This window comes from Neisseria sp. P0021.S005 (assembly GCF_051956955.1).
Genome location: NZ_JBQCWY010000041.1, coordinates 1 through 15,170, shown reverse-complemented (window position 1 = coordinate 15,170; position 15,170 = coordinate 1). Strand labels below are relative to the sequence as shown.

Genomic DNA, 15,170 nt, shown 5'->3' with positions numbered 1-15,170 from the left:
CGAATCGAATTATACAGTACATTTAGCAAATGTCAACTAAAATTATCGAAAATTCTAACTAACTGTGTTATACTGTCTGCTTCGTTTTCTTCACCGCGTCAGCAGCGAAGAACCGAACTATACGCCTACCTACAAAACCAGTCAACACCCAACTTCAAAAAAATTAAAATTTTTTCACAACTATCTGTATTTAAATAATTTAAAATTTATTGGATTTTATCGTTCGATAGATAAAACAGATATCCAAAGATAAATAGTCCTGCAGTTTTACTCTTAATTGCCACATTCAAACACTCTATATCTCTATACTACTGGCGCTTTAGTCCCATCTACTCTTACAATCTCTACTTTCTCCAATAAAACAATCATAAATTTAGAATAGTCCCTATTATGAATAACGAAAAGATTCAACAAAAATTTGAACAAGCATATCACTCTTTTATCGAAGAGGAAAATTACGAGGAAGCGCTAAAACGTGCCGAGATTCTTTGCCTTCTCAATCCACAATCTGTCGAATTTCATCACAAAGTTGCTTATGCCTATCTGAAGCAGTTGAAATGGGAAAAAGCCATTGAGGCTGAAATGAAAACGTTAGAGCTGGATAGCACCTATATTCCTGCTTTGGATTTACTTGCCCATGCTTACGGCGCCCTAGATAATTGGGAAAAAACCGGGTTTTACGGTCATCAGGCTTTGGTTCTAAAAGACAAAGCCATCCCAGACCTAGAACATGAAATAATTCCGACATCAGCTCCAAAAAACGGCAAACGGATTATCTCCTTTTCTTTATTTGGCAATAATTCCAAATATATTGAGCCTGCCGTCTTAAACACCCAGCTTGCTCCTGTACTTTTCCCCGGTTGGACATGTCGTTTTTATATTGACGATTCTGTATCGGCTGAAGCTATTCAACGATTTAGAAATAACGGTGCAGAAGTGATTAAGGTTGGCGCTCCATTGGACAACTGGCCGGGTACGATGTGGCGCTTTCTTGCCATCAATGATCCCGAGGTTGAATACGTTATTTTCCGTGATGCAGATTCTATTATTTGTTATCGTGATGCAGCGGCCGTATCCGAATGGATAAAAAGTGGTACACTATTCCACACTATTCGTGACTCGGGCTCGCATACTGCCCTAATTCTTGCGGGTATGTGGGGCGCTAAAGCGGGCGCAGTCCCAGATATGCAGGAAAGGATTCAAAACTTTGTCGACGAGGGCTATCCTTCCAGGCATTTTGCCGACCAAGATTTTCTAGAAAAAGAATTGTGGGCCTATATCCGTCAGAATCTGTTTGCACATGACAGATTATTTGATTTCTGTAATGCACACGAAATTCCCGGCGAGTTCTACTCTAATTATCAAATCGCTTTCAGCGAAGGGGTCACCAGCTTTAATGCAACGACTGATTATGAAGACGGCAGTCTGGCAAGATGGACGCTGTACTCCAGTGCTTCGCCTTTGGTCAATCCGGACTACTCGCTCAATGTTGTTCCTGAATTTAAAGTCTGCAGTTATGTGACTGAAGTGAAAAACGGGGTGGTTTCAGCATTCTTACCGAAGAGATATGGCAATGCGATTAAAGCAAAACTGGCCAGGATCAACATCGAACAAATCTAATTTGATTTGATTCCTATATACCTCATTTAATGAACCCATTATTTATGAGCAAACACATTCTCCTCGGCATTACCGGCGGTATTGCGGCGTATAAATCTTGCGAACTGGTCAGACTGCTGAAAAAGCAAGGACATTCTGTATCAGTGGTAATGACAGATTCTGCGACGGAATTTGTCTCCCCACTGACTTTCCAAGCTTTAACCGGCAACCCTGTTTTATCGGATACCTATTCAGGCACTTCCAATAATGGCATGGCGCACATCAATCTGACGCGTGAAGCTGACGCATTTCTTATTGCACCAGCCACTGCCAATACGATCGCCAAAATTGCCAACGGATTGGCTGACAACCTGTTGACTACTTTGGCCGCAGCCAGAAAATGTCCTTTGGCCGTTGCGCCTGCAATGAATGTCGAAATGTGGAACAACCCTGCCAACCTGCGCAATATTGAGCAGCTGGTTTCAGACGGCATTACCGTGTTTTACCCAAACAGCGGCGAACAGGCTTGCGGCGAAACAGGTACCGGCAGAATGGTCGAAGCGGTCGATCTGGCAGATTTGTTAGAGGATTTATGGACACCCAAGCTATTGAGCGGCAAAAAAGTTCTGATTACAGCCGGCGCAACGTTTGAAGCCATCGATCCTGTCCGCGGCATTACCAATATTTCCAGCGGACAAATGGGCATGGCTTTAGCACGTGCGTGCCGTGCTGCCGGAGCGAAAGTCACGCTGATTTACGGTCAAATTCAGATGGCCTTGCCAGCAGGCTTGGCTCATTCCGAACAAGCTGTCAGCGCAGAAGCCATGTATCAGGCAGTTCACCGCCATATCCATGAGCAAGATGTCTTTATTTCCGTTGCAGCCGTTGCAGACTATAAAGTCAAAAACAGCAGCAACGAGAAACTGAAGAAAAACGGCAATCAGCCTCCAATTATCGAACTGACGGAAAATCCGGATATTCTCGCATCCGTTGCCGCCCTACCTTCTCGACCATTCTGCGTCGGCTTTGCTGCCGAAAGCCATCAGGTTTTGGAATTTGCTCGGGCAAAACGTTTGCGCAAAAACGTACCGATGCTGGTAGCCAACCAAGTTTCCGTTTCCATGGGCAAACCAACCAATCAAATCACCATTATTGATGACCTTGCCGAAACCTCATTTCCGGAAACATCCAAACGCCAAGCAGCGGATGAAATCGTCAAACGTCTGACTGAGTTGTTGGCTTGATAAAAAAAGGCCGTCTGAAAATTTTTCAGACGGCCTTTGTTCAAACACATTAAATCACAATCCCAATTCGCGCAGGAAACGAATATCGTCTGCCCAACCGGATTTCACTTTCACCCAAATCTTCAAAAAGACTTTGGTATCAAATAATTTTTCCATATCAAGGCGGGCTTCAGTAGAAATTTTCTTCAATTTCTCCCCACCCTTGCCAATCAAAATCGCCTTTTGGCTGTCTTTATCGACCAACACCGCGATATAAATGCGGAACAGTCCGCTTTCCTCTTCCTCAAACTGCTCCACTTCAACATTCATCGCATACGGCAACTCTTCGCCCAAATAACGGAACAGTTTTTCGCGCACAATCTCCATCGCCAGAAATCGGCTGGATTTATCCGTCACCATATCTTCCGGATACATCGGGATACTTTCCGGCAGATACGGCTTGAGCAATTCCAGCAAATTGGCAATACGCAGACCATGTTTCGCGCTGACTGCCTCGCTGGCGGCAAATTCAAACTCTTGGCGCACTTCATTGATAAAAGCCTCAAGCGCAAATTTGTCTTTGGCTTTATCTTTATCGATTTTATTGACCACCAATACCACAGGCGTATGCTTAGGCAACTGCTTCAGCACCACGCGGTCCGCATCGGTAAAGCGCATGGCTTCCACCACAAAAACCACCACGTCCACGCCGCTCAACGCTTCGGTTACGTTTTGATTAAGACGGTCATTCAAGGCATTGCGGTGATTGGTTTGAAAACCAGGCGTATCGACAAACACAAATTGCGCCGTGTCGTCGGTGTAAATACCGGTTACACGGTTGCGCGTGGTTTGTGCTTTTTTACTGGTAATACTGATTTTCTGACCAATTAAATGGTTCATCAGCGTGGATTTGCCGACATTCGGACGACCCACGATGGCCACAAAGCCGCAACGATAATCCGTCGGGTGTTGCGACTCGTTTTGCAAAAAGGTTTCGATATCCATTTATATATGACTTTCTTGATTGTTTCAGACGGCCTTTGCATTTTTTCAAAGGCCGTCTGAAGTATCATTTTTTAGCTTTTTTCAAAGGGAACTTCTGTTCCAACCACTCTAAAGCTTCACATGCCGCTTTTTGCTCGGCCACTTTCCGACTGCTGCCGCGTGCATTGCAGATGAAACCGAGTTCGCCCAAATCACAGGAAATCACAAACATCGCATCAGCCGTCTGCTCCGCCTGCTCTTCGATTCGGTATTTCGGCAGGGCAAAGCGACGTGCCTGCAAGGCTTCCTGCAAAGCGGTTTTACTGTCTTTCTTGCCGATATTCAAATCCGCACGTTTCACGCGTTCCGCAAACAAATGGCGAACCACTTTTTCCGCCGCAGAAAAATCAGCGTCAAAGCTGACCGCCGCAAACATCGCCTCCATTGCGTCAGCCAAAATCGAAGGCCGTCTGAAACCGCCGCTCTTCAACTCGCCGGCACCCAAATACAAACCGTCGCCGACATTCATTTCCAACGCGATTTCAGCCAATACGCCTTCATTCACCAAAGCCGCGCGCATCCGCGACAACTCGCCTTCCGACAATTTCGGAAACGCGTCAAACAACATCCGCGCCACTGAATAGTTCAAAATCGAATCGCCGACAAATTCAAAACGCTCATTGTGTTTGGCATTGTAGCTGCGGTGAGTCAAAGCCTGCTGAAGCAGCTCCATATTGCGGAACTCATAGCCCAGACGCTTTTGAATCGCTCGATGCGCCTGCTGTTTGAGCAAATCAGGTTTCATTCCATACTTTCAAAAAAACAGCCGGAAAGCACGCCTCATCCGCAGTGAAACAAAATAAAAAGGCTACACCGGCAACTTTTTTATTTTGGCTCATTGTTTCTTGCGTCCCTCAAGCCGATAAACAATCAAAAGCCGTCATGTTCAAACCTGACGGCACTTGCCGACATTGTACCATCAAACCGACCCTGCACACATCCGTGCGGAAAAGCGGCGAATCGTGTAAAATCATGCCAAATCATCTCTTTGCCAACTCCATGAACAAATTTGCCCAAGCATTGGCCGCAGCGCTCGACCGCTGCATTGTTACCAACACCGTCGCCGAACAAGGCAAACCCGTCGGCTTCCTCTACCGCGAAGCCCCCGTATTTGAAAACGACAGCGGCTGGCGTATTTTCAGCGGCGACGAAACCGACGAATACACCGACAATCCCGACAACTTCAGCATTGTCAGCCTCTCCGCCATTACCGCAGACAATCCCGACATCGCGCCCCTGCTGACTCAGGCAGAAGGCAGCGCGTGGGAATTAAACGAAGACGGCGAGTTCCAAGCCGTTGCCGATTGGCAGCCGCAAGAATAATCCATCCCCATTTCGTTTCAGACGGCCTTCCCTATAACCAGGCCGTCTGAAACCGAGCCGAATCCCTATTTCACCAATATTGAAGGAATCATCATGAACATTATCGAACCCCGCCTCGACGGTACCAACTTGCGCATCGGCATCGTTCAGGCCCGCTTCACCAACGAAATCGGCAGCGAAATGGTCAAAGTTTGCTGCCGCACCTTAAAAGAATTGGGCGTAGCCGAAGACAACATCACGCTTGCCACCGTCCCCGGCGCGCTTGAAGTGCCTATCGCGCTGATGAACCTCGCTTCATCCGAACAATTCGATGCCCTGATTGCCATCGGCGTTGTCATTCGCGGCGAAACCTACCACTTTGAATTGGTATCCAATGAATCCGGCGCAGGCGTCAGCCGCGTTGCCCTTGATTACAACATCCCGATCGCCAACGCCATCCTGACGACCGAAAACGACGAACAGGCCGTCGCACGCATCGAAGAAAAAGCCTCCGATGCCGCCAAAGTTGCCGTAGAATGTGCCAACTTGGTCAACCATCTTTTGTCAGAACAATACGAAGACGACGAAGAATAAGTTCTCCCCGTATTGAATACCGCATATTTTCAGACGGCCTCCCAATCATGACATTGAGGCCGTCTGAATCATTCAATATTCAGCCGACAACCATCGGCACCCTCTTCACAAGGAATACCCATGAAAAGCCCACGCCGCCGCGCACGCGAGCTTGCCGTACAAGCCATTTATCAAGCAGGCATCAACAAAACAGCCGCTCCCGAAATCGCCAAAAACATCCGCGAACTGTCCCAAGCGCCCAATATGGATGAAGAGCTGTTCAACAAACTGTTTTTCGGCGCGCAAACCCATGCCGAAGAATACATGGAAAAAATCAGCCCCCTGCTCGACCGCGACGAGAAAGATCTCAGCCCTATCGAACGCGCCGTTTTGCTGGTTGCCTGCCATGAGCTGAGCACCATGCCTGAGACCCCCTATCCTGTCATCATCAACGAAGCCATTGAAGTCACCAAAACTTTCGGCGGCACCGACGGCCATAAATTCGTCAACGGCATCCTCGACCAACTGGCTTCACGCATCCGCCCTGACGAACCGCGCCGCAAAGGCTAAGATGGGCTTCACATCGGGCCGGGATTACCAATCTTTGCCCTGTATAAGCTAATGTGCTTATACAGCCAAACCATCCAAAAGGCCGTCTAAAATTCAGACGGCCTTTTATATTTCGATTTATTCCGATTTTGGTATTTCATAACCGGGGCAGTTTTGTTTATCACTGTTTGCCCAGATGATACCGCTGTCGTTGTAATAAACGGTACAAGTTTCATCGGCATTGGTTTCTCTATTGGGTACAGCCTTCAAAATATAACCTGAATCGGAAGGATCAGGCATAGAATCCGTACCTTCGGAAAAACTAATATTGAAATATTGATTCTGCTGCAAATTTTCGGTAGGAAACCCTACAAAAGTACTTTTTTGAGTATAGTAGCGTTCAAGTTGTTGGGCATTATGCAGCATCTGTGTGCGGACGGATGCGAGACGCGTTTGGCGGATGTAGTTTTGATAAGACGGATAGGCGATGGTAGCGAGAATGGCTGCAATCAAAACGACTATCAGCAGCTCGATAAGCGTGAAGCCTTGTTGGTGTTTCATTTTATTTGTGTCGTTAATAATTGGAATAAGACATGAATATTATAGTCGTTTTCTTGCGGCTTAAATGTTCAGATTCGGAGGGAGTTTGGGAATTTATGTAAACGAGGTACAAGTTCTGAAAAATATCTTCATCCTTTTATTTTTTATTTCAATAAGTTAAACTTCAATTTAAGTTGACCGTCTCTTGGTTGGTCTTGGTCTTTACAGTAAAATCCAGTTGTTTTTTTGTTTCTATCAATACATTGGTTGCTTGTCTGCGACGTTATTTTATTGAATTGGTTCCTTTTATATGTCTAAAGTTTTCAAGTGGGCGGCCGGTACGGCTGTTATCGTGGCTGCGGCTTTCGGCGGCTGGTCTTTGATGAAGCCTGAGCCTCAGTCTTCTTTTATTACGGAAGTGGTCAAACTCGGCGATATCCGTCAAACCGTATCGGCAACCGGCGAAATCTCGCCTTCCAATTTGGTATCCGTAGGCGCGGAAGCTTCAGGCCAGATTAAAAAACTGTATGTGAAACTGGGCCAACAAGTAAAAAAAGGCGATCTGATTGCAGAAATCGACTCAACCAATCAGCTCAACACCTTAAATACCGAAAAATCCAAACTAGAAACTTATCAGGCAAAATTGGTTTCTGCCGAAATCGCACTTTCCAGCGCGGAGAAAAAATATAAGCGCGAACTTGCCTTATGGAAAGAACAGGCCACTTCCAAAGAAGATTTGGAATCTGCACAAGACTCTTTAGCCGCAGCCAAAGCCAATGTCGCCGAACTGAAGGCCTCCATCAAACAATCCAAAATCTCCATCAATACAGCCGAATCCGAACTGGGCCACACGCGGATTACCGCCACCATGGACGGCACCGTAGTCGCCATTCCTGTTGAAGAAGGCCAATCCGTCAATGCGGCGCAATCTACGCCGACCATTATCCAACTGGCCAATCTGGAAACCATGTTAAACAAAATGCAGATTGCCGAAGGCGATATTACGAAAGTCAAAGCCGGTCAGGATATTTCGTTCACCATTTTGTCCGAACCGGACACGCCGATTAAAGCGAAATTGGACAGCGTCGACCCCGGCCTGACCACCATGTCTTTGGGCAGCTACACCAGCAGCACGGACACGACTTCCAATGCAATTTACTACTATGCCCGCGCCTTGGTGCCAAATTCCGACGGCAAACTTTCCATCGGCATGACCACTCAAAACACGATTGAAATCAACGGCGTGAAGAATGTTTTGCTGGTACCGACGCTGACTGTGAAAAAGCATAACGGCAAATCCTATGTCAGCATTTTGGGCGCAGACAATAAAGCGGTAGAACGCGAAGTGACCGTCGGTTTGAAAGACAGCATGAATACCGAAATCAAAAGCGGCTTGAAAGAAGGCGAAAAAGTGATCGTTTCTGAAATGAGCGCAGATGAAAAGAATAAGAGCAGTGAACGCGCGATGATGGGTGGCGGCCCTCCTCGCTGATTGATTAAGGTCGTCTGAAAGGTTTGGCTGTGTTTCAGACGGCCTTAGTTCCTGTATTTCTATTTTTCGCCCGGAAAGATTATGAGTTTAATCGAATGTAAGAATATCAACCGTTTTTTCGGTAGCGGTGAAAACCGTGTACACGTATTGAAAGATGTCAGCCTTTCTATTGAGAAAGGCGACTTTGTAGCGATTATCGGACAGTCCGGCTCAGGCAAATCGACGCTGATGAATATTTTGGGTTGTCTGGATACCGCCACTTCCGGCTCTTATCAAATCGACGGCATCGAAACATCGCAAATGCAGCCGGATGAGCTGGCGGCTTTGCGCCGTGAGCGTTTCGGCTTTATTTTCCAGCGTTACAACCTGTTAAGCTCGCTGACCGCCCGGGACAACGTCGCCCTGCCTGCCGTGTATATGGGCATGGACAGCAAAGAGCGTGCGGAACGTGCGGAAAAACTGTTGGGCGATTTGGGTTTGCAAAATAAAGAAGGCAACAAACCCAGCGAACTTTCCGGCGGTCAGCAACAGCGTGTTTCGATTGCCCGCGCGTTGATGAACGGCGGCGAAATCATCTTTGCCGACGAGCCGACCGGCGCATTGGATACCGCCAGCGGTAAAAACGTGATGGAAATCATCCACAAGCTGCACGAAGACGGGCATACCGTGATTATGGTTACCCACGATCCGGGCATTGCGGCAAACGCAAACCGCGTCATCGAAATCCGCGACGGTCAGATTATTTCGGATACGTCTAAAAATCCTGATATTCCGCCAAGCAAAGTGGAGAGGATTAAAGAAAAAGCTTCTTGGTCGTTTTATTACGATCAATTTATGGAAGCATTCAAAATGTCTGTGCAGGCAATTATGGCGCACAAAATGCGTTCGCTGCTGACCATGCTGGGGATTATCATCGGTATCGCTTCGGTGGTATCGGTAGTGGCATTGGGTAATGGCTCGCAACAAAAAATCTTGGAAGACATCAACTCGATGGGCACAAACACCATCAGCATCTTCCCCGGCCGTGGTTTTGGCGACCGCCGCAGCGGACGGATCAAGACACTGACGATTAATGACGCAAAAGCCATCAGCCAACAAAGTTACGTCGCCTCCGCCACCCCTCAAACCAACTCCAGCGGCACCTTAACCTACCGTAACACCGACCTGACCGCCTCGCTTTACGGCGTAGGCGAACAATATTTCGACGTGCGCGGTTTGAAATTGGAAGAAGGCCGTCTGTTTGATGATGACGATGTAAAAACCGATGACCAAGTCGTCGTCATCGACCAAAACACCAAAACCAAACTCTTCGGCGAAGGTGTCAATCCTTTAGGCAAAACCATCCTTTTCAAAAAACGCCCGTTAACCGTCATCGGCATTATGAAAAAGGATGACAACTCATTTGGCAATTCCGACTCGCTGATGCTTTGGTCGCCTTATACAACGGTCATGCACCAAATTACCGGCGAAAGCTATACCAACTCCATCGTTGTCAAAATCAAAGACGATGCCAACACACAGGTTGCCGAAAAAAGCCTGACCGAGCTGCTGAAAGCACGCCACGGTACAGAAGACTTCTTTATGAACAACAGCGACAGCATCAAAGAAATGGTGGAAAGCACAACCGGCACCATGACGCTGCTGATTTCTTCCATCGCGGTCATCTCTTTGGTGGTCGGCGGTATCGGCGTGATGAACATCATGCTGGTCTCCGTTACCGAGCGCACCAAAGAAATCGGCGTTCGCATGGCAATCGGCGCACGCCGCAACAATATTTTGCAACAGTTCCTGATTGAGGCCGTCTTAATCTGTATCATCGGCGGCCTGTCCGGCGTATTGCTGTCCGCAAGCATCAGCCTGGTGTTCAACTATTTTGTTACCGACTTCCCAATGAGCATTTCCATGACTTCCGTCATCGGCGCAGTCGTCTGCTCCACCGCCATCGGCGTCGCGTTCGGCTTTATGCCTGCCAACAAGGCTTCCAAGCTCAACCCGATTGATGCGCTGGCTCAGGATTGATTATGTTTCAGACGGCCTATTATTTTAGGGCCGTCTGAAATGCTGTTACCCGAAAGATTTTTTATGAAGACGAAACCTTTTTCCCAAGCAGCCTTATCATTGGCTGTTGCCCTTGCCCTAAGTGCGTGCGCCGCGCCTAAAGCCAATCCGAACCTGACGCTGGAAGCGACCGGCCAAGTCATGAGCGCGGCGGAAACTGCCGAACGCTACGATGTAAACGGCAACTGGTGGGAAATCTACCAAAGCCAGCAGCTCAATGCGCTGATGGAGCAGGCGCTGGCGAACAATGTCGATTTGAAACAGGCCGCCATCAGCGTCAACAAAGCTTTGTATCAAGCCAATATTTTGGGCGCGGATTTGGTGCCTTCGTTCAGCGGATCGTTGGGCGCGAACGCTTCTAAAAACCTGAAAACCGGCAGCCATGGCAATACCTTCAGCAGCCAGCTTGGTTTGAGCTACGAATTGGATTTGTGGCGCAAACTCAGTGCCACTGCCGATGCGCAGGTATGGGAATACCAAGCCACGCATGAAGACATGGCCAATACACGCCTGACTTTGATTAATAATGTCGCCGATGCGTATTTCAATATCTCCTACCTGAACGAAGCCATCGAGTTGGCGAAAAAATCGCTGAAGCAATACCAGGAAATCAACCGCATTGCGAATGCCAAGTTCCACTACGGCCGAGCCGACTCAAGCCAGCCGACCCAAGCCAAACAGTCATTGCTGAGCGCAGAAAACAGCCTGTTGTCTTTGCAAAACAATTTGGATACGCAAAAACAGGTTTTGCGTAATTTATTGAATTTAAGGCCGTCTGAAAACATGGCCGCCGATCCGGCACAATTCCGCCTGCTGCCGGTCAAAGGCGTGAACTTGGACGTACCGATTACCGTTTTAGCCAACCGCCCCGACCTGCGCGCCGCCGAATACCGCCTGCAGGCGTCGCAGCAATCGGTCAACGCGCAAAAACGCAGTTGGTATCCGTCGATTACTTTGGGCGCAAGTTTGAGTACGTCTTCCGATAAAGCGAAAAGCACGTTCAATATCCCTATGTTAGGCGGATCGGCCACCATCAATCTGCCTTTCCTTAATTGGCAGATCATGAAATGGAAAGACAAAACCGTACAAGCGGAGATGGACAGTGCCAAGCTGAATTTTGAAAAAGCCCTGACTACCGCGCTCAACGAGGTCAACACCAATTACCTTGCCTACAAAAACGCGCAGGCCAGCCTTGCCAATCAAGAACAGCGTTATCAGTTGGACAAGAAAAACAGCCATTACTATCAAGTACGCTACCAACACGGTAAAAACGAGCTGAAAGACTGGCTGGAGGCTTTGAATTCGGAATACAGCTCGGCGCAAAACCTACTGAACCAACGCTATGAAGCCTTGAAATACGAAAATATGGTGTATAAAGCCATGGCTGGACGTTATACGCCGAAATAGCATTTTCAGACGGCCTTTGGTTAATTTCCGTCAAAGGCCGTCTGAAACCATTCAAGCAACTGAATTTTCATATATAATCGCGCGTTTATTTGATTTTATCCGGACAACATTATGGCCTTCGCCTCTCTCTTTACGCTTTTGGACGACATTACCGCCGTTTTGGACGACGTAGCGATGATGACCAAAGTCGCCGCAAAAAAAACCGCCGGCGTGGTCGGTGACGATTTGGCGCTCAACGCCAATCAGGTAACCGGCGTATCCGCCGAGCGCGAATTGCCGATTATTTGGGCGGTGGCAAAAGGCTCTCTGGTCAATAAGCTGATTCTGGTGCCGCTTGCACTGTTGCTTTCCGCTTTCCTGCCAGCGCTGATTACGCCCTTGTTGATGATCGGCGGTGTTTATTTGTGTTTTGAAGGCGTGGAAAAACTGTTGCACAAATTCTTGCACCGCAATGAACACGAAGACGGACACGATGCCGAGCCTGAAGTCACAGACGAAAAAACAAAAGTGAAAGGCGCGGTCCGCACAGATTTCATCCTCTCCGCCGAAATTATTATTATCGCGCTGGGCGTTGTTGAAAAATATGACCTGATGACGCGTTCTTTGGTTATGGCCGCCATCGGTGTCGGCATGACGGCATTGGTCTATGGTTTGGTCGGCATTATCGTCAAACTTGACGACCTCGGCATGATGTTGATGCGCCAAAAAAGCGTTGCTGTGCAAGGTATCGGACGCAGTTTGATTTCATTTATGCCTTGGTTTATGCGTGGCTTGAGCATTGTCGGCACGCTGGCGATGTTCTTGGTTGGCGGCGGACTGATCACCCACAACCTTGGCTTTTTGCACGATTTCCTCCACGCACAGCATTGGGACAGCGGCATGATGGAACATATCGCCAACTTGGTGGTCGGAGTAGCCGCCGGTGCATTGGCTTGCGCAATCGTCCTGCCTGCAATGAAATTGTTTCAAAAAGACTGATTTTGTTTCCCTGCCGTCTGAAAACTTTTCAGACGGCCTCAATACCATTTAAAGCATGAATATTTTCCGTAAACTCGAACAATATTGGCAACATCCGCTGCTTTACTGGCCGCTGGTCATCTTGATTGCCGCCGCGACACCGTTCACTTTCGCCCCGTATTATCATTTCTGGCTGATGCCGCTGTTGTTTGGCGCGCTGATACGCCTGATTGAATTGCGTCCACGCTTTGCCGTCATGACTGCCTATCTGTTCGGATTAATCGGTTATACGGCGCAGTTTTATTGGATACACACTGCCTTGCATGATGTTTCGGGTTTGCCGGATTCATACGCCATCCCCCTCACCTTCCTGCTGCCGGCATTTCTTGCGCTTTATCCGGCCATCTGTTTTTGGGTGTGGAGAAAATGCAACCTGTCGCGCTGGGCCAAAACCGGCCTCCTGCTGCCGATTTTGTGGACGCTGGCAGAATTTGCCCGCGAACGTTTCCTGACTGGATTCGGCTGGGGTGCAATCGGCTATTCCCAAATCATCAAAGACAGCCCGTTGGCAGGCTTCGCGCCTTTGGGCGGCATTCATATGGTCACGCTGGCAACCGCTTTTCTCAGCGCATGGCTGGTGTTGCTGATTGACAACCACGGCCGTCTGAAACACCGCCTCCTGCCCTTATTCCTTATCGTTGCACTCTGCTCCGTCGGCTACATTTCCCAACAAACCGAATACACCCGCCCTGACGGCAGCACCAGCACGGTTGCCCTGATTCAAGGCAATATCGAGCAAAATCTGAAATGGAAAGAAGAGCAAATCATCCCAACCATTCAGAAATACTACGAACAAATCAGCAAAACCAGTGCTGACATCGTCATCCTGCCCGAGACCGCCCTGCCACTGATGCGCCAAGACCTGCCCGAAGGCATCTTGGAACAATTCGCCGAGCAAGCGCAAAGCAACGGCAGCGCGTTGGCCATCGGTATCAGCCAATATACGCCCGACGGCAACGGCTACGAAAATGCAGTCATCAATTTGAGCGACTATCACAACAGCACTTCCGATACCATCCCCTACTACGCCAAGAACCACCTCGTTCCATTTGGCGAATACAAGCCCTTGCCCACCATTACCGAGCGCCTCTATAAAATGATGGATATGCCTTTGGCCGACTTTCAAAAAGGCGGCGACAACCAAGCGCCTTTGGTGATGAAAGATCAAAAAGTCGCCTTCAATATCTGCTATGAAGACGGTTTCGGCGACGAACTCATTGCAACGGCGAAACGCTCCACCTTGCTTGCCAACATCAGCAATATGGCGTGGTATGGCAAGTCCAATGCCATGTACCAGCAGCTTCAACAGTCCCAAGCGCGTGCAATGGAACTGGGCCGCTACATGGTTCGCGCCACCAATACCGGCGCGACCGCCATTATTTCCCCTAAAGGTACGATTGTTGCCGAAGCCCAACCGGATACAGAAACCGTCCTCGAAGGCCACGTTAAAGGCTATATCGGCGAAACGCCTTATATGAAAGCAGGCGGCTCAACATGGCTTATCAGCATTTTGGCCGTTATCGGCGTATTCCTTATCCTGATTGGCCGGAAAAAACCAGAATAAAAAATTTTTAAGACCTTGTTATACAAGGTCTTTTTTATCACCAAAACTATTTACATACAGAAATGTTTGTAATATACTTAGCCAAAACCTAGCAAATCACTCAAATTTTCTAAGACAATCAACCCTTGCGATTCAAGCAGTAAAAACTATTGGATCTATCGTTAATTTACAGAAAAAATCCAACCCATAACAAAACAAACCACAGGCAGTGTTATACTGCTTGTCACACAATAAACAAAAAGCCGTTTTCAGACGGCCCAATCAAGGAGAGTATCCTTTATGAATAAAGCTTTTGCATTACCCGTTATCCACAGCGGCAACGGTAGCCTCGAGCAATACATTCATACTGTCAACAGCATTCCCATGCTGACTGCCGAAGAAGAAACACAACTGGCCGAACGTCAACAAAAAGGCGATCTCAACGCCGCCAAACAGCTTATTCTGTCTCATCTTCGCGTCGTCGTATCCATTGCACGCGGTTACGACGGCTACGGCCTCAACCAAGCCGACCTGATTCAAGAAGGTAATATCGGCCTGATGAAAGCCGTCAAACGCTACGAACCGAGCCGCGGCGCGCGCCTGTTTTCGTTTGCCGTGCATTGGATTAAAGCCGAAATCCATGAATTCATTTTGCGCAACTGGCGTTTGGTCCGCGTTGCCACAACCAAACCGCAACGCAAACTGTTCTTCAATCTGCGCAGCATGCGTAAAAACCTGAATGCCTTGTCTCCAAAAGAAGCGCAAGAAATCGCCGACGATTTGGGCGTCAAATTGTCCGAAGTCTTGGAAATGGAACAACGCA

The 15,170-nt window shown here is 48.2% G+C and carries 14 protein-coding genes; 11 read left to right on the top strand and 3 right to left on the bottom strand.

What is annotated here, in order from left to right; all coding sequences use genetic code 11:
• Positions 1-390: 390 nt before the first annotated feature.
• Together ACTHUE_RS04390 and coaBC are read left to right on the top strand one after the other, a co-directional pair.
• A complete protein-coding gene (locus ACTHUE_RS04390) occupies positions 391-1,620 on the top strand; it encodes a tetratricopeptide repeat protein (protein WP_004519703.1) in 1,230 nt (409 codons plus the stop codon).
• A 44-nt stretch (positions 1,621-1,664) separates the two neighbouring features.
• The gene (gene coaBC, locus ACTHUE_RS04385; RefSeq protein WP_039862104.1) at positions 1,665-2,843 is read left to right on the top strand and encodes a bifunctional phosphopantothenoylcysteine decarboxylase/phosphopantothenate--cysteine ligase CoaBC; all 1,179 of its coding nucleotides are present in this window, start codon (positions 1,665-1,667) and stop codon (positions 2,841-2,843) included.
• A gap of 54 nt (positions 2,844-2,897) precedes the next feature.
• Here the strand turns inward: coaBC and era are convergent, their stop codons facing one another.
• Positions 2,898-3,827: a GTPase Era gene (gene era, locus ACTHUE_RS04380; RefSeq protein ID WP_036493257.1), complete on the bottom strand. Its 930-nt coding sequence runs from the start codon at positions 3,825-3,827 to the stop codon at positions 2,898-2,900.
• A 64-nt stretch (positions 3,828-3,891) separates the two neighbouring features.
• On the bottom strand, positions 3,892-4,611 hold the full coding sequence (gene rnc, locus ACTHUE_RS04375; RefSeq protein ID WP_003683027.1) for a ribonuclease III: 720 nt from the start codon (positions 4,609-4,611) through the stop codon (positions 3,892-3,894).
• A 254-nt stretch (positions 4,612-4,865) separates the two neighbouring features.
• On the opposite strand from rnc, the gene ACTHUE_RS04370 reads away from it, so the two are divergent.
• From ACTHUE_RS04370 to nusB, 3 genes are all read left to right on the top strand, one after another.
• Positions 4,866-5,189 (top strand): DUF2185 domain-containing protein, encoded by a 324-nt coding sequence (locus ACTHUE_RS04370; RefSeq protein WP_039862122.1) that lies wholly within the window; start codon positions 4,866-4,868, stop codon positions 5,187-5,189.
• A gap of 93 nt (positions 5,190-5,282) precedes the next feature.
• Positions 5,283-5,762 (top strand): 6,7-dimethyl-8-ribityllumazine synthase, encoded by a 480-nt coding sequence (ribH, locus tag ACTHUE_RS04365; protein WP_003748562.1) that lies wholly within the window; start codon positions 5,283-5,285, stop codon positions 5,760-5,762.
• A 120-nt stretch (positions 5,763-5,882) separates the two neighbouring features.
• A complete protein-coding gene (nusB, locus tag ACTHUE_RS04360) occupies positions 5,883-6,311 on the top strand; it encodes a transcription antitermination factor NusB (RefSeq protein ID WP_004519698.1) in 429 nt (142 codons plus the stop codon).
• Between the two features lie 117 nt (positions 6,312-6,428).
• Here the strand turns inward: nusB and ACTHUE_RS04355 are convergent, their stop codons facing one another.
• The gene (locus tag ACTHUE_RS04355) at positions 6,429-6,851 is read right to left on the bottom strand and encodes a type IV pilin protein (RefSeq protein ID WP_004519697.1); all 423 of its coding nucleotides are present in this window, start codon (positions 6,849-6,851) and stop codon (positions 6,429-6,431) included.
• Between the two features lie 289 nt (positions 6,852-7,140).
• Between ACTHUE_RS04355 and ACTHUE_RS04350 the strand changes: the two genes are divergently transcribed.
• From ACTHUE_RS04350 to ACTHUE_RS04325, 6 genes are all read left to right on the top strand, one after another.
• Positions 7,141-8,322 (top strand): efflux RND transporter periplasmic adaptor subunit, encoded by a 1,182-nt coding sequence (locus ACTHUE_RS04350; RefSeq protein ID WP_004519696.1) that lies wholly within the window; start codon positions 7,141-7,143, stop codon positions 8,320-8,322.
• Between the two features lie 81 nt (positions 8,323-8,403).
• Positions 8,404-10,341 carry a MacB family efflux pump subunit gene (locus tag ACTHUE_RS04345; RefSeq protein ID WP_070695414.1) on the top strand — a complete coding sequence of 646 codons (1,938 nt, stop codon included), beginning with the start codon at positions 8,404-8,406 and terminating at the stop codon, positions 10,339-10,341.
• 63 nt (positions 10,342-10,404) lie between these two features.
• The gene (locus ACTHUE_RS04340) at positions 10,405-11,787 is read left to right on the top strand and encodes a TolC family protein (RefSeq protein ID WP_039862103.1); all 1,383 of its coding nucleotides are present in this window, start codon (positions 10,405-10,407) and stop codon (positions 11,785-11,787) included.
• A gap of 111 nt (positions 11,788-11,898) precedes the next feature.
• Positions 11,899-12,765: a DUF808 domain-containing protein gene (locus tag ACTHUE_RS04335; RefSeq protein ID WP_049344865.1), complete on the top strand. Its 867-nt coding sequence runs from the start codon at positions 11,899-11,901 to the stop codon at positions 12,763-12,765.
• 55 nt (positions 12,766-12,820) lie between these two features.
• Positions 12,821-14,368, top strand: coding sequence for an apolipoprotein N-acyltransferase (gene lnt / locus ACTHUE_RS04330; RefSeq protein ID WP_004519692.1), 1,548 nt, complete (start codon positions 12,821-12,823; stop codon positions 14,366-14,368).
• A 279-nt stretch (positions 14,369-14,647) separates the two neighbouring features.
• Positions 14,648-15,170: RNA polymerase factor sigma-32 (locus ACTHUE_RS04325; protein ID WP_440423054.1), on the top strand; the 523-nt coding region annotated here is incomplete at its 3' end.